A 20,206-nucleotide genomic window follows, 5' to 3' on the forward strand; every position below is an offset into this window, starting at 1 on the left:
TAGCGATCGCGGGACCTGAACCCTGCCGGCACCTCAGGCAACAGCCGCACGCAGGAGTTCGCCGGCATCGTCTACCGCACCGTGCTCGTGCAGCGACAGTGCCGCGTGCATCACCTCGTGTATGTCCTGGTCCCGGCCGTAGATGCGGATCAGGTTGTCCGCGAGGTCGTCCTGCTGCTGCTTCCTGAGCAGTAGCAGGAGTCCGGCCATTTCCAGCGGGCTCAACGACTCCGTTGTCTGACACAGCATGATGAGGGCCGCAGACGCGCTGTCGGCGGCATGAACATCCTGTGCGCGGCTGGCCAGCTGGCGTACGGCTGCCTTGTCGTTGTCTAGCCGCTGCCGGTCCCCCCTGCGGCGGGGGACCGGCAGCGGAGTTGATGACGCCCGGACGGCGAGACGAGCGCGCAAGCCGGCCCGGGACGCCTTCAAATCGGCGACTGACGCCCGAAGTTTCGACACCTCCTGACGCAGGAGAGCAAGGTCTTCCGCCGTTTGCTGGGAGGGCTCCATGCGGGTCCGCAGGATGGGGCAGTCGGAGCAGCGTCTTTCAGCTTCGGCCTTGCCGTGGTACTCCCTCAGCTTGTCAAGGCCGATGCCGACACGGTCTTCGCCGCCCGCGTCGACGCAAGCCTCCTTATGCAGGTACTCAGCGAACTCCCAGCTGGGAACTGTACGGGCGCTGAGAAACCGTGAGAGTGAACTTGTGTTGCTATGCAGTCTTTTGGCCGCCATCGCCTGAGTAAGGCGCTTATGTGGCAATCCGGCTGCCGGTGGGTCTGGCAGAAGGTGCTGGCAGAGGCCCTGCAAGGTCAGGGCGAACGCGCGCCAACCAGGCGGAACGTCACTGCTGAGCTGCTTTGTCGCCCACTTGTTGTTGCCAACCGTCATGCCAGCGCCGACCACCATGTCTGTTCCCCTCCAAAGACCCGACTTGATGCCAGATCCAGCAATTGTGCACGCATGCAAGCTTGTTGGCGCTTGCTCTTTTGCGAGCAAGCGTTCTTTTGCTGGACTTCCATTCGGTCTCTGGTGCAAGACTTGAGATACCGCCCGACAGGTGGGGGGAGCTGCGGCAGATGCGTTTGCGGAGCATCTGCGTGGCGTGAAGTGGTGTGCTGTTCGACTTGACCGGAGGCGCTAGATGACGCTGCCGTCGTGGCAGGACAAGAACATGGGAAGCAAGGCGCGGGCGGCGCTTTGGCTGGTCGGCGTGGTGGGGGAGGGAAACCTCTTCACCAAGGGGGAACTGCGGACCGCCTTTTCGGATGTCGCCCAGATCGACCGGCGCGTCCGCGAGCTCCGGGCCCACGGCTGGAAGATCGACACCAGCCGTGAGGACGCCAGCCTGAAGCAGGAGGAGCAGCGCTTCGTGGCCCGGGGTGCGGACGTCTGGATTCCCGGCCAGGCGAAGGTGCCGAAGCACAAGAACAGCCTCACCGCGACGCAGCGCGCGAAGGTTCTTCAGGCCGACAACCACCTGTGCAGGACGTGCGGTATCGGCGCTGGCGAGGCCTACGAGGACGGTATCGAGCTTGCGGTGCTGAATGTGGCTCGCCGCAAGGTGCTGCTGGATGACGGCGAGACCGAGTACCAGTTCGTCACCGAGTGCAAGAAGTGCGTGACGGGTGGGGGCGCGGACCGCGAGGTGGACCTTGGCGCTCTGCTGGAGCTCGTTGAGAACCTCTCTCCTATGGAGCGGCGCGCCTTCGCCGGCTGGGCCGCGGCCGACCGGCGGTCCCTGAGCCCGCTCGACAAGCTGTGGGGCATTTACCGGACGCTGCCCGCGGCGAGCCGCGAGGCGGTCGCCGAGGCGATCGACGACATGGACAAGTAGGAAGAACGGGGAGAGACATGCTTCGCGAGTTCCCGGCGCCCCCGCGCGCGGCAGAGTTCAGTGAACTGATCAAGAAGCGCCTCGAGGAGGTCAGGTCGGGCGGCGGCACGCGCGAGACGGTCACCGTCGACTGGAATGGTCAGCAGGCCCATGTCGAGGTCATTGACCTCCCGCTGAGCGGCCTCTACTTCAACCCGGGCACGCACCGGATCCGGGCGCAGCGCAGCCACGACGCGGTCCGCGACGAGCTGTTGGAGAAGGACCCCTGGAGTGCTGAGAGCCAGGACTACCTCCGGTACCTGCTCCAGGCGCGGCCGACGAACCCGGACGTCCGCGACGTCGAGTTCGACAAGCTCAAGGACGACCTGAAGGCGTTCGGCCAGAACGAACCCGGCCTTGTGACGCACCACGGCGTCCTGGTCAACGGCAACACCCGTGCGGTGGCGCTGAGCGAGCTCGGCGTGCAGTCGATGCGTGTGGGTGTGCTGCCCGAGTCGTTCACCTGGGCGGACATCTACGCCGTCGAGCTGTCCCTGCAGCTCCGCCAGGACCAGCGCCGCGACTACACCTTCATCAACCGGCTGCTGGCGATGGAAGAGCAGGCTGCGCTTGGGAAGACGCGCGAGCAGATCGCCAAGGAGTTCCGGATCAAGCCCGCCACGTACGACCAGGCCCGGTGGATCCTGCGCACGATCAAGGACCTGAACGACCGGAGCAAGAGCGGTGGGGGTGCCACGCTCAGGCTCGTCGACTGGGAGGCGGCCCAGGAGAGTCTCAAGGAGTTGCAGCGCCTGTACGTCAAGCTTCAGTCTCTTGACCGGGACCAGGCCGAGATTCTGAAGGAGTGGCGGCTGGCCGCCATCCTCCTGGACTTCTCCAAGACAGACATCCGGCACATCGACGAGGACTTCCTGAAGAACGACTATTTGGGGCAGACGCTGCCGTCGCACCTTACGGAGGGCGGCGCGGCTGCCGGACCCCAGGCGGTCTCAGTTCCGGGACTTGGGCTCGATGTGCCTGCGGCGTCGGCGGGAGTGTCTGCGGCCCGGGCGCTGAACGACCAGATTCTGCGTGCCGCTGCCAGGACGAAGGCGCCCGATCTGACCGACAGCGAAAGGGCGAAGGCGCAGGAGCTCTTCGACGAGGCGCAGTCCGCCTTCAACGAAGCCATCGACCAGGCGGGCCGCGACGGGCGCGTGCGTAAGCGCAAGCAGCTCGCTCCCGCCCGGCTGGCAGATGCCTGCGCCAGTATCGACCAGTGCGTGATCGAGATCGTCCAGGCACGTACCTCGCAGAGCTTCGACGAGGAGGCCTTCGACGAGGCCGTGCTCAAGCTGCGGGAGAGTCTGCGGAAGCTGGCTCAGCAGTCGGGCCGGGGTATCCCCAACCCCGGGGACGGCGTGTCCTGGCTGCTGGCGGCCGCTGCGGTGGAAGGCACGCAGTGACCGAGACCACCAGTGAAACGTCTCTGCGTCTCGGGTTCGACGAGTCGCGGACGCGTGTGGTGCTACGTACGACGGACCAGTACCGCCAGGATCTCGTTCAGTTGGCCGCCCGGTTCCGTACCGGCGGCCAGCTGGGCCCCCTGTCCGCGTCGGTGGCACTGGACGAGCTTCTCGCGGACCTCGGCGTCCTCAGTCACTGGCCCGACCATGCCGGAGTCGAGTGGGCTCCGGAGCTCCGTGATCTGGTGGCCGGCGTCGTCCAGGACGCGAACACCGTCCAGCAGCGCCTCTCCGATGCGGCCGCAACGGGAGAAGTCGAACCTGACGACGTAACAGGCCTGCTCGGAGACTCCTGGGAAGCGGAACTCAACGCGTTCCAGCGGCGTGACATCGCCAAACTGCTCTCTCTTCGGCACGGGGCGAACTTCAGCGTGCCCGGAGCGGGCAAGACACGCGTCGCGCTCGCGGTGTACGCCGCCCAGAAGGCCAAGGGAAACGTCAGCCGCCTCCTGGTTGTCTGCCCCAAGTCGGCGTATGAGTCCTGGCGGTATGAGACCGCTGTCTGTTTCAGCTACCCGCTTCGCACCCACGTGCTCGACGGATCCCTGGACCAGTGGGCTGAGGTGCTGATCGTCAACTACGAGCGTCTTGACCGCTCGCTGGGGACGCTGGCCGGCTGGTTGCAGTCGGCCCCGTCGATGATCATCCTCGATGAGGCGCACCGGATGAAGCTCGGGGCGCGCGGTACGTACGGGGCCGCTTGTATGGCGCTAGGCCCGCTCGCACGGAGGCGGCTGATCCTCACCGGGACACCGGCTCCGAACGGCTCCAAGGATCTTGAGAACCTGCTTGGCTTCGTCTGGCCCGGACACGGACAGCGCACCGTGGTCCAGGCGGTGGCCGGCGGAGATCTTGCTTACGCGAGTTCCGTACTGAGGCCCCTGTTCACGAGGACGACCAAGCAGGAACTCGGTCTGCCTCCGATGCAGCTGCGCATGAGATACGTCGACATGCCGCCCCTGCACAATGAGATCTACAGCTCGCTGGTGGGGGGCATGCGGACTGGCGCGGCTCGGGAAGACCTCAGTTCGCTGGGCAAGACGGCCCTGCGGCTTCTTATGGCGGCGACGAGTCCGGCGCTGCTCCTGGAAGGGGCGACGAAGTACGAACCGCTGGCCTACCAGCTGCCTCCGCTGGAGATCCCGCAGGGCAGCTCGCTGTACCAGCTCATGCATGATCTGCCCGACTACGAGTTGTCTCCGAAGTACAAAGAGGCCGTGGCGATCGTGGCGGAGAACGCCCGGCAGGGCCGTAAGACGCTGGTCTGGACGACGTTCGTCCGGAGTCTGACGACGCTGGCCCACATGCTCGAGAAATACAGTCCCGCGGTGGTGTATGGCGGGACGCCGGACCGGGATGAGCAGCTGCGGCGCTTCCGGGAGGACCCGGCGTGCATGGTGCTGATCTCCAACCCCGCGACGCTGGGAGAGGGGATCAACCTGCATCACGACTGCCACGACGCCGTCTATGTGGACCGCGACTTCATGGCCGGCCGTTTCCTCCAGAGTCTGGACCGGATCCACCGCCTCGGCCTTGCACCGGACACGGTCACGCGTGTGACCGTTCTGGCTGCCCGGAACACCATTGATGAGGTGGTGGAGGTGCGTCTCGACCAGAAGCTCGAGTTCATGGGGAAGATCCTGGACGACCCCACAGTCCAGCAGCTTGCTGATCTTGAGGAAGAGCCTGCGGTCGCGGCTGGTCTGGCACCGAGTGACATGGAGGCCTTGCTTCATCACATGGCCACCCGCTGACCTGCGCCGATCGTCCTTCCTGGTGCCGGACCGTACTGGCCGTACCAGGAGGGACGAGGAGGTTGTCAGTGGAGTGCGAGACTCTGTGTGCCAAGGGAAACCGGAGTACCGCCTTGCAGGCGCAGTGACTCTGGAACACTTGGGATCGGTTTTGAGTCACTTCCGGGAGGAGCGCCATGCGCCCCAGCGGCCGCGAGCGTCCGCAGTTCACCTCGCCTCTGACCTCCGTCGAGATCTGCGCGGGGGCGGGCGGGCAAGCTGTCGGGTTGCATCAGGCAGGCTTTGATCACTTGGCTCTCGTGGAGTGGGACGCGCATGCCGTCGAAACGCTGAAGGCGAATGTCGGCGGCTGGCCGGGGTGGAACCGGGAGCGCGCCCAGGGGATTACTCCGATGGATGTGAGAAAATTCCTTGGCTCGCAGGTTCACAAGAGTCTTCCGGTCGGCGAGGAACGGCTTGATCTGCTTGCCGGCGGTGTTCCGTGTCCTCCCTTTTCCCTTGCTGGGAAAAGGCTGGGGCGGGACGATGAGCGGGATCTTTTTCCTGATGCGCTGAATATCATAAAAGAGTTGCGCCCTCGCGCGGTCATGATTGAGAACGTCCGTGGCATCCTTGAGCCTCCGGAGGTTTTCATTGACTATCGCAGGGACATTCTGAACACGCTGCGCTCCTTTGGTTATGTTGTCCCTGAAATCAAAGAATACTGGTCGGCGGAGAAGCAGGACCTCGTCATGCGGAGCGCATGGCGGAGAATCGATGCCAAATTTTTCGGCGTCCCGCAGCTCCGCCCCCGCGCCATTCTTGTCGCAATTCATGAGGATGTCCTGAAGTCTGGTGGTACTGAATTCGAGTGGCCTCTTCGGCTCGAAGGTGAAGAGGTGACGGTGTTCGACAAGCTTGAAAAGAGCATGGAGGAGCGCTGTAAGGAATTCTGGGACAAGAACTGGGAAGGGAAGCGCGCTAAGAACGGCCAGCGGACGGGTGAGGCCATCTACCGCGACTGGCACAGGGCTGCCCTGGAGGCCAAGGAAGCGGGGCGAGGCGTCGCGCCTACTCTCGTAGGCGGGTCTCGCAAGCATGGTGGCGCCGACCTCGGTCCTACCAGAGCCAAGCGTGCCTGGGCCGCGCTTGGCGTGGACGCGATGGGCGTTGCGAACGATCCGCATGAATGCGATCCGGAGCGCGACCTCTTCAGGCCTGCCGGGCCGATGCTGACCGTTCAGCAGGCAGCCATGATCCAGGGGTTCCCGGATGGCTGGAAGTTTCAAGGCAGGAAGACTGCTCGTTATCGGCAGGTCGGTAATGCCTTCCCGCCGCCGGTTGCTGAAGCGGTCGGCCGGGCAATTGCCGCGGCGCTGCGCCCGGAATACCGTGACCAGTTGCTGAATGGGTACGCAATGGATACCGGTGACAGTGAACCTGAGCGGAAAGTCTCGGAGCAGACGGCGCTGCCGGTTTCAGGACTTCCGCAATCCTGATCGCCGTTCAGTCACTACGGCTGCGATGTGCTGAGCGCATACTTCTGATGGCTCGTGCTCCCAGAAACGGAGCACGAGCCATCCCGCATCCTTTAGGTGCTGGTCCGTCTCGCGGTCTCGCTGCACGTTCTTCAGTACTTTCTCGGACCAGTAGCCTGAATTTGTCCTCGGCGGGATGTAATGTTCCGGACATCCATGCCAATAGCAGCCGTCGATAAATACGGCCACTTTCGCCGGGCGGAAGACCATGTCCGCTGTCCGGCGCAGATCCGGGAGAGGGCGCGCCGATACGCGGTAGCGCAGGCCCTGCGCGTGGACCAGCCGCCGGATCAGCCTTTCAGGCTTGGTGTCACGGCTGCGGATCGCCTGCATATTGCGCCGACGCGCTGCCGATGAGGCCCAGGAACCTTCTGGTGCTCTCCACTCGGGATCTTCATCTTCGGGCACACTGAAGAGGGTAGTCCGGCGCGCCCCGCAGAGTGGCATGGGCATACCCGCCAGCGGTCGCTGCTGGCCTCGGCGGAGCAGGCGAGAGTAGTCGGCCGCCCGCTTCTCGGCATTGTTGCGCTTCCGCGGCCCGCCTTAAGGACACCCCCGTTCCGCTGCGCTCCACTCCCGCGCCGCCTGACGGCGATGGTCCTCCGGGCCACCCCTGACCCGGGCCGCTTCAGCGCAGGTAAGAAGTGAGCGGGCGGCCCGGGGAAAGCGGGGTCCAGGTGGGTGGGGGCTTGGTCGGCTGCAGAGCCGGACGGGGCGAAGCGCGTCAGCGGTGGGGCATGCCCGATGGGGGCGGCTTGCGGCGCGTGGCAGTTGGGGGAGTCAGTGCGGCCGTATCCCTACGCCCCGTGGCATCCGCCGTAGGCCTGAACGGACCCACACCAACACTCCGCCCCCCTCTGCGGAGGCCAAGCCACAGCCCGCCCCCGTGCCGCCAGCGTCGTCGCGTACTGCGGGAGCAGTGTCGTGTCCTCCGGGGACGTGCCCTCCGAGGCGGCGAAGGCCTCGTACGAGGGGACCGTTCCTGTGACGATGCCGAGGTTGGGGGTGCCGGACAACGAGAGTTCGCGGAGGGAGGACTCTATGGTCGAGAGGTGGTCGGCGTGGGAGGGGTACTCCGTCGACAGGGTCGGGTACGCCGTGAGGAGTTCTGTCAGTTCGGGGGCCGGCCAGTGCAGGACCGCCACCGGGAAGGGGCGGGAGAGGGCCTCTCGGTAGGCGCCCAGTTCGGCGTGGAGGCGGGAGATTTCGGCCTTCAGTTCTGCTGGGTTGTCCGAGCCCAGGGACCATACGCGTTTCGGGTCGTGCAGTTCGTCCAGGGAGACCGGGGACGTGTGGAGGGTGTCGGCCAGCGTGTCCCAGTCGTCGTGCGGCAGGCCCAGCATGCGGCGGACGCGGTGGCGGCCGTAGAGGACGGGGTGGGTGGAGTACGGGGGCTCAGGGGAGGAAGAGGTCGGCAGCAGCAGCATCGCCGCCTCCGTGAAGGTTTCCGCCGCCGCCTCCAGCTCGTCGTGGGACTCCAGGGACTCGGCCACGATCACCCAGGGGGCCGGGTCGCGGGGGGCGGCTACCCGGATGCCCTCGATGATCGCTCTTGCCTCCGCCTCGTGGTCGTACTCCCAGAGGTTCGAGGCCTTCAGGGCTCGCACGAGAGAAGGGTTCTCCAGGGTGTCCGGGGTGGACAGCAGGCGGTCGTAGAGCGCTGTCGCGGCGGGGCGGTCGCCGGAGAGTTCCAGGTGGGCGGCGGCGCGCAGGAGCAGGGCCTCGGCGTCCTCGGGATACAGGCCGGCGGTTCGCTCCAGGCGTGCTGCTTCGGCGGTGTGGTCGACGTTCTCGGCAGGCGTGTCGGGGCGCATGGGGGACACCGTACTGCCGAGGGGAGCGCGGGGGAGGAGTGTGTCCCCCCTGCGCGGGTGTTCCGGGGATCTGCGTTTACACCGTCACGCCCTTCTGGCACTGGTGAGTTGGCGAGGTTGGACCTATCGTGCGCGGGCGGCTCCGGTGGAGGTGGTGGGCGTGCGCATGCGGGCTTCGGCGGGCGTGCCGGTCGTACGGCACCGGGACTGGCGCCGGCGTGCCCGGCGTCGGCGGGTGGTGTTCGGTGGGGCCGAGGTGCTCGTCACCGTCGGGGTCGTGCTCATGCTCCTGGTCGTGCACCAGCTGTGGTGGACCAACCGGGAGGCCCGGCGCGGCGCCGAGCGGAAGGTGGAGGCGCTGGAGCGGGAGTGGGGGAGCGGCGTCGCCGGCGGTGACTCCGGCGGGGGCACCACCGGCTCCGGCTCTGGCTCCGGTTCCGGTTCCGGTTCCGGTTCCGACGGTATGGGTGCCTCTTCCGGGCCTACCCCACGGAGTTCCGCGCCGTCGCGCTCGTACCGGTCCGTCCCCGTCTCCTTCCCGCCCCGCCGCTCGCAGGCCTACGCCATCCTCGTCATCCCCCGGCTCGGGCTCCGCGTCCCCGTCGCCGAAGGTGTCAGTAAGGCGGACGTCCTCAACAAGGGGTACGTCGGGCACTACCCCGGGACGCAACAGCCGGGGCAGGCGGGCAACTTCGCGCTTGCCGGGCATCGGAACACGCACGGGGAGCCGTTCCGGTATCTGCCGCGGCTGCGGCCCGGGGACACCGTGGAGGTCGATACGCGGGACGCGGTCTACACCTACGCCGTCGACAAGGTTCTGCCGCAGACCTCCGCCCGTGACTCGGGGGTCGTACGGCCCGTTCCGCGGTCCCTTGTCCGGCCGGGGTACGGGTACGGCGAGCCCGGCTACTACATCACCCTGACCACCTGCACACCCGAGTTCACCTCCCGGTACCGGATGGCCGTGTGGGGGAAGCTGGTCTCCATGCGGCCCCGGCCCCGGGGGTAGCGGCTCAACCACCCGTCGCTCAACGGTCCTTCAGCGTCAGCACACTTACCGCCGCCACCACCGCCAGGCCCGCCGAGACCATCATCGCGACATCCGAGCCCTTCGCCAGGCCGCCGCCCGTCGACGTGGCGATGGCGATCGTCAGGGCCACCCCGGCGCAGGAGCCGATGTAGCGGAAGGTCTGCTGGGCCCCGGAGCCCATGGCCGCCCGCTCCGTCGGTACCGACTCCACCGCGAGCAGCGGCAGCGCGGCGTTCAGCAGGCCGCTGCCGATCCCGGCGATCACCATGCCCGGCAGCAGGCGGGGCCAGGAGCCGGAGTCCGGGGCGCCGAGCAGGGCGAGTACGCCGACCGCGTGCAGCAGGAAGCCGAGGGCCAGTTGGTGGCGCGGCGATACCCGGCCCGCCAGGCGCTTCGCCTGCAGGGCCACCACGAAGGACAGGCCGGACCACAGCAGGAACAGCCATGCCGTGTCCATCGGCGACAGCCCGAGCGTCTGCTGGAGCAGCGTCGGCAGGAAGCTGAACAGGCCGATCACCGCCAGGCCCGTGAACAGGCCGCCCGCCGAGGAGGCCAGGAAGCGGGGGCGGCGGAGCAGGCCCAGGTCGATCATGGGGGTGCGGTTGCGGAGTTCCACCCGGGCGAAGACGCCCACCAGCACCGCCGCCGCCAGCAGCAACAGGCCCACCGGCGCGCGCAGCCAGCCGTCCCGGCCCAGGGTCAGGGCCGCCACCAGGGACACCAGTGCCAGGCCGAAGGTCACCGCGCCTGTCACGTCGGGACGGCCGCCGCGGGGTGCTCGGGACTCCACGAGAGGCTTTACGGACAGGGCCGTCAGGAGAAGGGCCGCCGCGCCCAGTACGCCGTACGCCACCCGCCAGGTCGGCAGTGCGCCGGACAGCAGCGGGCCTACCGCTATGCCGCCGCTCACGAACGCGCCCCATACGCCGGTCGCGTGCAGCCGGCCGCGTGGGGTCGGGTACGCCTTCACCAGCAGGCCCAGGCTGCTCGCCAGGATCGCCGCGCTCGCCGCGCCCTGCGCGATGCGGGCCAGGGTGAACAGCCAGGTCGAGGTCGTGAAGGCGCCGAGCGCCGTCGTCAGGCCGAGGGCCAGCGTGCCGGCGAGGAAGACCCGGCGGCGGCCGTAGTCGTCGGCGAGGCTGCCGGCCACCAGGAGGAGGGCGGCGAGGCCGAGCGGGGCGCCGTTCAGGAGCCAGGCCTGGGCGGAGAGCGGGGTGTGCAGGGCAGCCGCCGTGGCCGGGAGGGTGACCATCGGGGCGGTGTACGTCATCAGGGCGACCGCCGTCGCCGCGCTGGTCAGGGCCAGGGTCAGGGCTGGTGTGGCTTGAGGGTGCGGGGGTGTGGAGCCGCCGGTGGCCTTCTCTGCCGCCTGAACGTCCATGGTTCGTTCATTGAACCTTGTCATGCCTCGAACCGTAGCATCCTCGGTTCGGTCAATGAACCAACCGCCGGAAAATGGCTACAGTGGACCGCATGGCACTGGGCAAGGACTACGCGACGCAGGAATGCTCGATCGCCAGCGCGCTGGAGATCGTCGGTGAGCGCTGGACGCTCCTCGTCGTCCGCGATGCGATCTACGGCGTCCGGCGCTACAACGACTTCCTGGTCCACCTCGGCATCCCGCGCGCCGTGCTCTCCGCCCGCCTGCGCGCGCTCACCGAGGAGGGGATCCTGGAGAAGCGCCGCTACCAGGACGCGCCGCCGCGTGACGAGTACGTCGTCACCGAGCGCGGGATCGCGCTGTGGCCGACGCTGCGGGCCCTCGGCCGCTGGGGGCGCGAGCAGCTCCACGGCGCCCCGCTGCGGTCCTTCCGGCATGCCGACTGCGGCACCGAGATCGGGCCGTACGGCGAGTGTCCCGCCTGCGGGATCGTGGTACCCGTGCCGGATCTCGTGATGGTGCCGGGACCGGGACTCGATCCCGCGCCCGCGGATCCGGTCAGCCGGGCGCTGCTGAAGCCGAAGCGGCTGCTGGAGCCGCTGGAGACCGAGCCCGCGTAACCGGGGTGACCGGGTAACCGGGTAACCGGGGGTGGCTACGGTCCAGTACGTGAACAGGGTCTTGCGGAGTGGACGGCAGGCTTGGAGGATCGTCCAGTCCTGCGATGGCCGCACCCATCGGTCGGGCGCCCGCGATCGAGGGAGACGGTGACCATGAAGCTGCTGCGCGTAGGTACGGCGGGTGCGGAGCGGCCCGCGCTGCTCGACGCCGAGGGGACCCTGCGGGACCTGTCGGGTGTCGTGGACGACATCGACGGTGCCCTGCTGGCCGACGACTCCGCGCTCGCCAGGGTGCGTACGGCGGCCGAGTCGGGCGAGCTGCCCGCGCTGGACGCGACCGGGCTGCGTATCGGGCCGCCGCTCGGGCGGATCGGCAAGGTCGTGTGCATCGGGCTCAACTACCACGACCACGCCCGCGAGACCGGGGCGGAGCCGCCCGCCGAGCCGGTCGTCTTCTTCAAGGCGCCGGACACGGTCGTCGGGCCGAACGACACCGTGCTCGTGCCGCGCGGGTCGGTGAAGACCGACTGGGAGGTCGAGCTGGCCGTCGTCATCGGACGTACGGCCCGCTACCTGGAGTCGGCCGAGGACGCGCTCGCCCATGTCGCCGGGTACGCCCTCGCCCACGACGTCTCCGAGCGGGAGTTCCAGATCGAGCGCGGCGGGACCTGGGACAAGGGGAAGAACTGCGAGACGTTCAACCCGCTGGGACCCTGGCTGGTGACCAGGGACGAGGTCGCCGACCCGCAGAAGCTGTCGCTGAAACTGTGGGTCAACGGGGAGCTGAAGCAGGACGGCAGTACGGCCGACCAGATCTTCCCGGTGGGTGAAGTCGTGCGGTACGTCAGCCAGTTCATGACGCTGTACCCCGGCGACGTCATCAACACGGGGACGCCGGCGGGGGTTGCGCTGGGGCAGCCCGAGCCCAAGCCGTTCCTCAGGGCCGGGGATGTCGTCGAGCTGGAGATCGACGGGCTCGGGCGTCAGCGGCAGGAGTTGAAGAACGCGTAGGCGCTCCGCTGAGAGCGCCGGGGAACTGCGGTCGTACGGCGACTGCGGGTTCGTCGTGGCTGGTCGCGCAGTTCCCCGCGCCCCTATTTGTCGGCTACGCCGCCAAAATGGCGGCAAGCCTCCTCCACGCCTCTCGCGGCAGGGCGTCGCGCTCGCCGTCGTGCACCGCCTGGATCGCCACGTGGTCCGCGCCCGCCTCGTGGAACTCGTTGATGCGGTCCCGGATCAGGTCCTCCTCGCCCCACGCGTACAGCTTGTCGATCAGGCGGTCGCTGCCGCCGTCGGCCAGGTCGTCCTCGGTGAAGCCGAGCCGCTGGAAGCTGTTGGTGTAGTTGGGGAGCTGGAGGTAGACCGCGAAGTGCTGCCGGGCCAGGGCGCGGGCGCGGGACGGGTCGCTCTCCAGTACGACTGCGAACTCCGGAGCCAGCAGCGGCTCTTCGCCCAGGAGCTCGCGGGCCTGGGCGGTGTGCTCCGGCGTGGTGAGGTACGGGATCGCGCCGGCCGCCCGGTCCCGGGACAGCTCCAGGGTCTTCGGGCTGAGGGCCGCCAGGACGCGGCGCCCTGCCGGGACGCCGGCCGCGTCGAGCGCGTCCAGGTAGGCGACGAGCGCGGAGTACGGGCGGCGGTACTGCTCAGCGAGCTTGGCGTGGCTCACGCCGAGGCCGAGCACGAAGCGGCCGGGGTGGGCCGACTCCAGCTCGGCGAACGCAGCCGCGCTCGCTTCGGCCTCGTGCTGCCAGATGCTCTGGATGCTCGTGCCGACAGCGAGACGGGACGTGGCCTCCAGGAGCGGGGCGGCGTGCGCGGGGGCGGGGCTGCTGCCCAGCCAGGCGGCTCCGTACCCGAGTTCCTCCAGTTCCGCGGCGGCCTCGGCGATGGCGCCGCGCCGGGCCGGATCCTCCGAGCGGAGACCGGGGCTCCAGACGCCGTACCGGCCGACCAATTCCTTCAGGGCGGTGCTCATGGGTTCCGTTCCCTCCGGGTGGGAGTCGCTTCATGATCGCTGGCGCGTACGACAGACCCAACCGGAGGGAGCCCCGGGTTAATCCCGCCGGTGATCACTCGCCGAGGATTCGCCGGTCATTCGCTCAGGAACTGCTCCAGCGCCTCCACCACGAAGCGGTGGTCCTGGAGTTGGGGCAGGCCCGACACCGTCACCGCTCCTACGACGCCGACGTTCTCGACGTGGATGGGGAACGAGCCGCCGTGGGCCGCGTACACGTCGGGGTCGAGGCGGGAGGAGTCCTCGAACGTCGTGCCCTTGGCGCGGAAGCGGGCGCCGACCAGGTAGGAGGAGGCGCCGTAGCGCTCGACCACCCGGCGCTTGCGGGCGATCCAGGCGTCGTTGTCGGGGGTGGAGCCGGGCAGGGCCGCGTGGAAGAGCTGCTGGCCGGCGCGGTGGATGTCGATGGCGAGCGGGGCCTGGCGCTCCCGGGCCAGCTCCACCAGGAGCGAGCCGAGGGCCCAGGCGTCGTCGTACGTGAACCGGGGGAAGACCAGACGGCGTTCCTGCGCCTCCAACTCCTCGATGCTCGGGGTGAGTTCGGGCTTGGTCCTGGGGGTGATCTGCGGGTGGTGCATCAGAGGGTCACCGTCATCTTGTCGCGGGCGGACCGGCGGGCCGCCTCCAGTACGTCGAGGGCCGAGGCCGCCTCCAGGGCGGTCACCGGGTTGGGGCCGTCGCCGGTGAGGGCCTTTGCGACGGCCGCGTAGTAGGCGGGGTAGTCGCCCGCGACGGTCGGTACGGGGGTGCCACCGCCGGTCAGCGGGGACTCGCCGGCGCCGAGCCGGCCCCACAGGGCGTCGGGCTCGGCACCCCAGGCCGGGCCCGGCCGCAGGCCTTCCCGCAGCGCCGCCTCCTGGGGGTCGAGGCCGTACTTCACATAGCCCGCCTGCGAGCCCAGCACCCGGAAACGCGGGCCGAGTTGGGACGTGGTCGCGGAGACGTAGAGGTGGGAGCGGACGCCGTTCGCGTGCGTGAGCGCGATGAAGGTGTCGTCGTCCGTCTCGGCGCCGGGGCGGCGGAGGTCGGTCTCGGCATACACCTCGGTGGCCGGGCCGAAGAGGACCAGGGCCTGGTCGACGACGTGGCTGCCGAGGTCGTAGAGCAGACCGCCGAACTCCGCCGGGTCGCCGGACTCGCGCCAGCCGCCCTTGGGCTGCGGGCGCCAGCGCTCGAAGCGGGACTCGAAGCGCCATACGTCGCCCAGCGCGCCCTCTGCCAGCAGCTTGCGGAGGGTCAGGAAGTCGTTGTCCCAGCGGCGGTTCTGGAAGACGGAGAGGAGGAGGCCGCGCTCGTCGGCGAGGGCGGCCAGCTCGCGCGCCTCGGCCGCCGTACCCGCCACCGGCTTGTCCACGACCACCGGCAGGCCCGCCTTGAGGGCGGCGGTGGCGAGCGGGACGTGCGTCCGGTTCGGGGAGGCGATAACGATCAGGTCCAGCTCGCCGGCGCGGTCGAACAGCTCGTCGGAGGTGGCGGCGAGGCGGACCTCCGGGAACTCGGCGCGGGCCAGCTCCTGCCGCTCGGGGTTCGAGGTGAACACCGTGTCCAGGACGAGGCCCTCGGTGGCGGCGATCAGCGGGGCATGGAAGACGGAGCCTGCGAGGCCGTAGCCGATCAGGCCGACGCGGAGGGGGGTACCAGTCATGCCTCCTACTTTCGCAACGCTGTTGCCAAAGTGCAAGCGGTGGGGACAATGGAGGTGTGAGTGGCGTGAGCGGTGTCAGCGGTGTGAGCGGTTCGAGCGGTTCGAGCGGTTCGAGTGCGGTGAGCAGGGCGAAGAGCGGCGGCGGGGCGGTGGGGGCGAATCTGCTCGCGGTGCGCAGCCACAACACCGCGCTGGTGCTGGATCTGCTGCGGGCGGCCGGGGCGGAGGGCATCAGCCGGCTCGAACTGGCCGAACGGACCGGGCTGACCCCGCAGGCCGTCAGCAAGATCACCGCGCGGCTGCGGGAGGAAGGCTTCGCGGCGGAGGCCGGACGGCGGGCGTCCACCGGGGGCAAGCCGCGCACCGTGCTGCGGCTGGTGCCGGAGGCGGGGCACGCGGTGGGGGTTCATCTGGACCGCGACGAGCTGCGGGCCGTACTGGTGGATCTCGACGGGACCGTGGTGGGGGAGCGGCGCGGGGTGGTGGACCTCGGGGGCGGGGCGGAGGCCGTGCTCGGGTTGGTCGCCGAGGAGGCGGCCGGGCTGGTGGGTGAGGCGCTGGGGCTTCCCGAGGGCCGCGAGCTCGGCGCGGTCGGGTCGCTGCTCGGGGTCGGGGTCGCACTGCCGGGTCCGCTCGATCATGCCCATGGGGTGCTGCACCGGGTGACCGGATTCCCGGAGTGGGAGGGGTTTCCGCTGCGGGACACGCTGGGGGAGCGGCTGGGGGTGCCGGTCGTGGTGGACAAGGACACGAACGCGGCGGCGCTCGGGCTGTCGGTGCGGGGCGAGGGGGACAGCGGGGGTGAGGGCGGGTCGTTCGCCTATCTGCACCTCGGTACGGGGCTGGGGGCCGGGCTGGTGATCGGCGGGAGCGTGCACCGGGGGGCGCGGACCGGGGCCGGGGAGTTCGGGCACCAGGTGATCCAGCTGGACGGGCCGTTGTGCGAGTGCGGGAACCGGGGGTGCGTGGAGGTGCTGTGCCTGGGGGCCGTACGGCGCGGGGACGCGGAGGAGGCGGCTCGGGTGCTGGGGGTGGGGGCCGGGAATCTGGTCGGGCTGCTGGACATCGACCTGGTGCTGCTCGGGGGGCGGACGGTCGGGGAGGCGCCGGAGGTGTTCGTCTCGGGGGTCGCGGAGGTGCTGGGCGCTCGGGCGCGTCGGGAGGGGGTGCTCGGGGGGACGGTGCCGGTGCGGGTGGCTCCCGGCGGGGAGCGGGTTGTGGCCGAGGGGGCTGCGCAGCTGCTGCTGGCTCCGGTGTTCGGGCGGGCGGGGGGCTGAGCGGGTTTGGGTCGCCTCCGGGGGGAGGCGCGACTGCCCGTAGACGGATAACTCCGATCGAGCGGACTTCCCCCCGCCCTCGGAGTGGCAGTCCCGGAGCCCGGTGTCGGTCCGGGAAGGTCATGTGTTCATGCGACTGTGCACGCCCCTGTCCTTCTGTCTCACCGCAGCCGCCGTGCTCGTGCTCGTGCCGGCGCAGACGGCTCGCGCGGACGTCTCCTCCTGTGCGGGTGCCGACGAGCGGGCCTTTCCGCTGGCCACGCGGATCCGTGGCGGGCCCGGCTCCTATGCGCCGGGCGGGGAGTACGGCACCTGGTACATCGACCTCACCAACACCACCCACAAGACCTGCGCCGACATCCACCCCGTCGTCGTCCTCACCGACAGCAGACGCGCCCTGAAACCGTCGCAGCCCAGGCTGGACTTCTACGACGGCCCCCGCGCCCGGCCGGTGTCGTTCGCGCGCACGGACGAGCAGGAGCTGGTCGGCGTGCTCGACGGGGACGGGTTCCGCGGGTTCAGCGTGCCGCCCGGCCGGACCGTCAGCGTCAAGGTCAGGCTCGCCGTCACCCCGGACGCCGCCACGGACCAGGTGACCGTCAACGCCGCCGTCGTCCAGCGCCGGGGCCAGGACGGGGACTGGGTCGGAGAGTCCAACGACTACCGGTTCGAGATCGCGGAGGACAAGGACAAGGGCAGGGGCAAGGGCAAGGGCAGGGGCAAGGACAGGGGCAGGGGCAAGGACAGGGGCAAGGGCAAGGACAGGGGCAAGGGCGAGGAGGAGAGTGGGGCGAGCCCGGCCGGCACCCCTCAGGCCACCCCCGGCAGCGCCGACCCGAGTGAAAGCACCTCCCTCCCCTTCGCCCAGGATGCCCAGGAAGCCGAGGAGCGGGCCCGGGAACTCGCCGAGACCGGACCCGAGCTCGCCTACGGACTGCTCGCGGCCACCAGCGCCCTCCTCGCCGTCGGCGCGGGCGCCTTCCTGCTGACCCGCCGGCGTCGCCGCTGACGCACGGACCGCCCTGCGACAGAGCCGCCCCCGTCTGCGACGATCCCTGCGTGGACTACCCGAACGATCAAGACCCCGGCGCCCCCGTCCGCTCCGGCATTCCCGAGCACGGGCGCATCCCCAAGTACTACGCGGTCAAGGCGCAGATCGCCGCCCTGCTCGACGAACTGGGGGAGGGCAGCCTCATCCCCACCGAGCGGGATCTCGCCGAGCGGTACGACGTCGCCCGCGAGACCGTGCGGCAGGCTGTGCGGGAGCTGGTGCTGGAGGGGCGCCTGATGCGTCGGGGGCGGGGGACCGTCGTCGCCGGGCCCAAGCTGGCGCAGCCGCTGTCCCTCGCGAGCTACACCGAGGGCGTGCGCCGCCAGGGCCGTACGCCCGGTCGTACGCTCGTCACGCTCGACCGCTTCCCGTGCCCGCCCGCCCTCGCGGCCGAGACCGGGCTGACGCGCGGCGAGCCCGTCTGGCATCTGGAGCGGGTGCTGCTCGCCGACGACGAGCGGGTCGGGCTGGAGAGCACGTACGTCGCCGTGGCCAGGGTTCCCCACCTCGACCGTGACTTCGATCCCGACTCCTCCTTCTACGCCTACCTCAAGGCCCAGGACATCGCCTTCGGCGACGCCGACGAGCGGGTCGAGACCGTGCTGGCCACGCCTCGCGAGGCCCTGCTCATCGGCACCCCGCCCGCCCTGCCGATGCTCCTGATCCACCGGGTCTCCAGGGACACCGACGGACAGCCGCTGGAGCGCGTGCGTTCCCTGTACCGGGGCGACCGGTTCTCCTTCACCACACACCTGAAGGGCTGAAAAGCACCCAAAGTCATCCATAATTCCCTCGCTTGATTATCACGAGAAGATAACGGGTCTAGCCCAAACGTGATGGGTCGTTCACGCTCTCGTTGTCAGCCGGACCCTTCCGGTTCCCCGATCGCGAGGAGCGTTGCCGCCGTGAGAGTGACAGTCGTCGGAGCAGGCGTGGTGGGCACCATGCACGCCTGGCAAGCAGTGAAGCGCGGCCACCAGGTCGTCCAGATCGAGCGTGAGGCGGAGGCGCGCGGCGCCTCGCTGCGCAACTTCGGGCAGATCTGGGTCAGTGGCCGTGCCGGTGGAGAAGAGCTGGAGACCGCGCTGCGGGCGCGGGAGCTGTGGGAGGAGATCGGCGGGCAGGTGCCCGGGCTCGGCTTCCGGGCCAACGGGTCGCTGACCCCGGTGCGCGGGGACCTCGAACTCGCCGTCGCCGAGGCCGCCGTGGCCCGCCCCGACGCCGCCGAGCGCGGCTACAAGCTGTTGCTGCCCTCCGAGGCCCGTGCCCTCAACCCCGCCCTGCGCGGCGAGTTCACCGCCGCCCTCCACTGCGAGCGCGACGCCGCCGTCGAGCCGCGGACGGCCCAGCTCGCCCTGCGCGAAGAGCTGCTGAAGTCCCCGAACTACACCTTCCTGCCGGGCCGTGAGGTCCGCGAGGTGGTCGGCGCCGGAACGGTGCGCGACGACCACGGGGACGTGCACGAGGCCGAGGCGGTCGTGCTGTGCACCGGCGCCTGGCTCGGCGGGCTCGTCCGAGAGCTGGCCGGGCCAGGCCTGCCCGTGCGCCGCGTGCGCCTCCAGATGATGCAGACCGATCCGCTGGGCGAGGCCCTGCCGACCTCCGTCGCGGACGCCGACAGCTTCCGCTACTACCCGGCCTACGCCTCCCCGGCGCTGGACGCGCTCAACGCCGGCCGGCCGCAGCCGGCGACCGCCGCCGAGCACAAGATGCAGCTGCTCATGGTGCAGCGCGCCGACGGCGGCCTGACCATCGGCGACACCCACGAGTACGAGCACCCCTTCGCCTTCGACACCGTCGAGGAGCCGTACGAGCACCTCACCGAGGTGGTCGAGTCCCTTCTCGGCCGCCCGCTGCCGCGCATCCGGCGCCGCTGGGCCGGGGTGTACGCGCAGTGCACCGACAAGAGCCGGGTCGTCCACCGGCAGCAGGTGAGCGACGGTGTGTGGCTGGTCACCGGGCCCGGCGGGCGCGGCATGACCTGCTCGCCCGCGATAGCCGAAACCACCGCGAACGAACTGGGCTGGTGAGCACCCCCATGACCCCCGTGACCCCCATGAACCCCATGACCTCCCTGACCGACATCCGTCTCGTCGTCCTCGACATGGCCGGCACCACCGTCGCCGACGGCGGACTGGTCGAGCGCGCCTTCGAGGCAGCCGCCGCCGAACTGGGCGTCGAGCCCGGCTCCGCCGACCACGCCGAGAAGCTGGACTACGTCCGCGCCACCATGGGCGAGTCCAAGATCTCCGTCTTCCGGCACCTGTTCGGTGCCGAGGACCTCGCCCAGCGCGCCAACACCGCCTTCGAGAAGGCGTACGGCGATCTGGTCGACGCAGGCCTCATCGCCCCGGTCCCCGGCGCCCGCGAGGCCATCGAGGAACTCACCGCCGGCGGCCGTACCGTCGTCCTGACCACCGGCTTCGCGCGCGTCACCCAGGACGCGATCCTGGACGCCCTCGGCTGGAAGGACCTCGTGCCGCTCACCCTGTGCCCGGCCGACGCGGGCGGGCGCGGGCGGCCGTACCCGGACATGGTCCTGGAGGCCTTCGTCCGCACGAAGGCCGCCGAGGACGTACGACAGGTGGCCGTCGTCGGCGACACCTCGTACGACGTGCTCAGCGGTGTACGCGCCGCAGCGGGCCTCGTCGCGGGCGTCCGCACCGGCGCCCACGGAGACGACGCGTTCCGCGCGGCCGGTGCCACCCACGTCCTCGACTCCGTCGCCGCTCTGCCCGCCCTGCTGTCGGGAGCGCACTGA

General features: G+C 69.7%; 19 protein-coding genes. 12 read left to right on the plus strand and 7 right to left on the minus strand.

From position 1 onward, the window contains the following. Positions 1-33: 33 nt before the first annotated feature. Entirely contained in the window at positions 34-909 is an 876-nt protein-coding gene (locus ACWD3E_RS00735) for a hypothetical protein (RefSeq protein WP_451385377.1), read from the minus strand. A 235-nt stretch (positions 910-1,144) separates the two neighbouring features. On the opposite strand from ACWD3E_RS00735, the gene ACWD3E_RS00740 reads away from it, so the two are divergent. The 4 genes from ACWD3E_RS00740 to ACWD3E_RS00755 all read left to right on the plus strand — a co-directional run bounded on the left by ACWD3E_RS00740 (position 1,145) and on the right by ACWD3E_RS00755 (position 6,574). Next, positions 1,145-1,837 carry a hypothetical protein gene (locus tag ACWD3E_RS00740; protein ID WP_451385378.1) on the plus strand — a complete coding sequence of 231 codons (693 nt, stop codon included), beginning with the start codon at positions 1,145-1,147 and terminating at the stop codon, positions 1,835-1,837. A 17-nt stretch (positions 1,838-1,854) separates the two neighbouring features. After that, the gene (locus ACWD3E_RS00745) at positions 1,855-3,282 is read left to right on the plus strand and encodes a hypothetical protein (protein WP_451385379.1); all 1,428 of its coding nucleotides are present in this window, start codon (positions 1,855-1,857) and stop codon (positions 3,280-3,282) included. Further along, a complete protein-coding gene (locus ACWD3E_RS00750) occupies positions 3,279-5,096 on the plus strand; it encodes a DEAD/DEAH box helicase (protein WP_451385380.1) in 1,818 nt (605 codons plus the stop codon). Before ACWD3E_RS00745 ends, ACWD3E_RS00750 begins: the two co-directional genes overlap by 4 nt. Before the next feature lie 176 nt (positions 5,097-5,272). Continuing rightward, entirely contained in the window at positions 5,273-6,574 is a 1,302-nt protein-coding gene (locus ACWD3E_RS00755) for a DNA cytosine methyltransferase (RefSeq protein WP_451385381.1), read from the plus strand. Here ACWD3E_RS00755 and ACWD3E_RS00760 read toward each other — a convergent pair. Next, positions 6,554-7,021: a very short patch repair endonuclease gene (locus ACWD3E_RS00760; RefSeq protein ID WP_451385382.1), complete on the minus strand. Its 468-nt coding sequence runs from the start codon at positions 7,019-7,021 to the stop codon at positions 6,554-6,556. The genes ACWD3E_RS00755 and ACWD3E_RS00760 overlap by 21 nt on opposite strands. A gap of 389 nt (positions 7,022-7,410) precedes the next feature. Next, entirely contained in the window at positions 7,411-8,427 is a 1,017-nt protein-coding gene (locus ACWD3E_RS00765) for a hypothetical protein (RefSeq protein WP_451385383.1), read from the minus strand. A gap of 166 nt (positions 8,428-8,593) precedes the next feature. On the opposite strand from ACWD3E_RS00765, the gene ACWD3E_RS00770 reads away from it, so the two are divergent. Then, positions 8,594-9,436: a class E sortase gene (locus ACWD3E_RS00770; RefSeq protein ID WP_451386466.1), complete on the plus strand. Its 843-nt coding sequence runs from the start codon at positions 8,594-8,596 to the stop codon at positions 9,434-9,436. A gap of 19 nt (positions 9,437-9,455) precedes the next feature. Here ACWD3E_RS00770 and ACWD3E_RS00775 read toward each other — a convergent pair whose 3' ends face one another. Then, positions 9,456-10,862 carry an MFS transporter gene (locus ACWD3E_RS00775; RefSeq protein ID WP_451385384.1) on the minus strand — a complete coding sequence of 469 codons (1,407 nt, stop codon included), beginning with the start codon at positions 10,860-10,862 and terminating at the stop codon, positions 9,456-9,458. 68 nt (positions 10,863-10,930) lie between these two features. Here ACWD3E_RS00775 and ACWD3E_RS00780 point away from each other — a divergent pair, with 68 nt between their 5' ends. Together ACWD3E_RS00780 and ACWD3E_RS00785 are read left to right on the plus strand one after the other, a co-directional pair. Then, a complete protein-coding gene (locus ACWD3E_RS00780; RefSeq protein ID WP_451385385.1) occupies positions 10,931-11,458 on the plus strand; it encodes a winged helix-turn-helix transcriptional regulator in 528 nt (175 codons plus the stop codon). A gap of 153 nt (positions 11,459-11,611) precedes the next feature. Next, positions 11,612-12,469, plus strand: a complete 858-nt coding sequence (locus ACWD3E_RS00785; protein WP_451385386.1) for a fumarylacetoacetate hydrolase family protein — start codon at positions 11,612-11,614, stop codon at positions 12,467-12,469. Between the two features lie 94 nt (positions 12,470-12,563). On the opposite strand, the gene ACWD3E_RS00790 is transcribed toward ACWD3E_RS00785, so the two are convergent. From ACWD3E_RS00790 to ACWD3E_RS00800, 3 genes are all read right to left on the minus strand, one after another. After that, positions 12,564-13,433, minus strand: a complete 870-nt coding sequence (locus ACWD3E_RS00790) for an LLM class F420-dependent oxidoreductase (protein ID WP_451385387.1) — start codon at positions 13,431-13,433, stop codon at positions 12,564-12,566. Positions 13,434-13,549: 116 nt separating this feature from the next. Next, on the minus strand, positions 13,550-14,050 hold the full coding sequence (locus ACWD3E_RS00795) for a heme-degrading domain-containing protein (protein ID WP_451385388.1): 501 nt from the start codon (positions 14,048-14,050) through the stop codon (positions 13,550-13,552). After that, entirely contained in the window at positions 14,050-15,117 is a 1,068-nt protein-coding gene (locus ACWD3E_RS00800; protein WP_451385389.1) for a Gfo/Idh/MocA family protein, read from the minus strand. The genes ACWD3E_RS00795 and ACWD3E_RS00800 overlap by 1 nt, the downstream gene beginning before the upstream one ends. Before the next feature lie 119 nt (positions 15,118-15,236). Between ACWD3E_RS00800 and ACWD3E_RS00805 the strand changes: the two genes are divergently transcribed. The 5 genes from ACWD3E_RS00805 (at position 15,237) to ACWD3E_RS00825 (ending at position 20,206) form a co-directional block, all read left to right on the plus strand. Then, positions 15,237-16,394, plus strand: a complete 1,158-nt coding sequence (locus ACWD3E_RS00805) for an ROK family transcriptional regulator (protein ID WP_451386467.1) — start codon at positions 15,237-15,239, stop codon at positions 16,392-16,394. Between the two features lie 130 nt (positions 16,395-16,524). Beyond that, positions 16,525-17,403 carry a hypothetical protein gene (locus tag ACWD3E_RS00810; RefSeq protein ID WP_451385390.1) on the plus strand — a complete coding sequence of 293 codons (879 nt, stop codon included), beginning with the start codon at positions 16,525-16,527 and terminating at the stop codon, positions 17,401-17,403. A gap of 50 nt (positions 17,404-17,453) precedes the next feature. Further along, positions 17,454-18,209 (plus strand): GntR family transcriptional regulator, encoded by a 756-nt coding sequence (locus ACWD3E_RS00815; protein WP_451385391.1) that lies wholly within the window; start codon positions 17,454-17,456, stop codon positions 18,207-18,209. A 180-nt stretch (positions 18,210-18,389) separates the two neighbouring features. Then, positions 18,390-19,475 (plus strand): TIGR03364 family FAD-dependent oxidoreductase, encoded by a 1,086-nt coding sequence (locus ACWD3E_RS00820; RefSeq protein ID WP_451386468.1) that lies wholly within the window; start codon positions 18,390-18,392, stop codon positions 19,473-19,475. A gap of 8 nt (positions 19,476-19,483) precedes the next feature. Further along, positions 19,484-20,206 carry an HAD family hydrolase gene (locus ACWD3E_RS00825; protein ID WP_451385392.1) on the plus strand — a complete coding sequence of 241 codons (723 nt, stop codon included), beginning with the start codon at positions 19,484-19,486 and terminating at the stop codon, positions 20,204-20,206.

The sequence above is a fragment of the Streptomyces sp. NPDC002676 genome, from assembly GCF_053592455.1.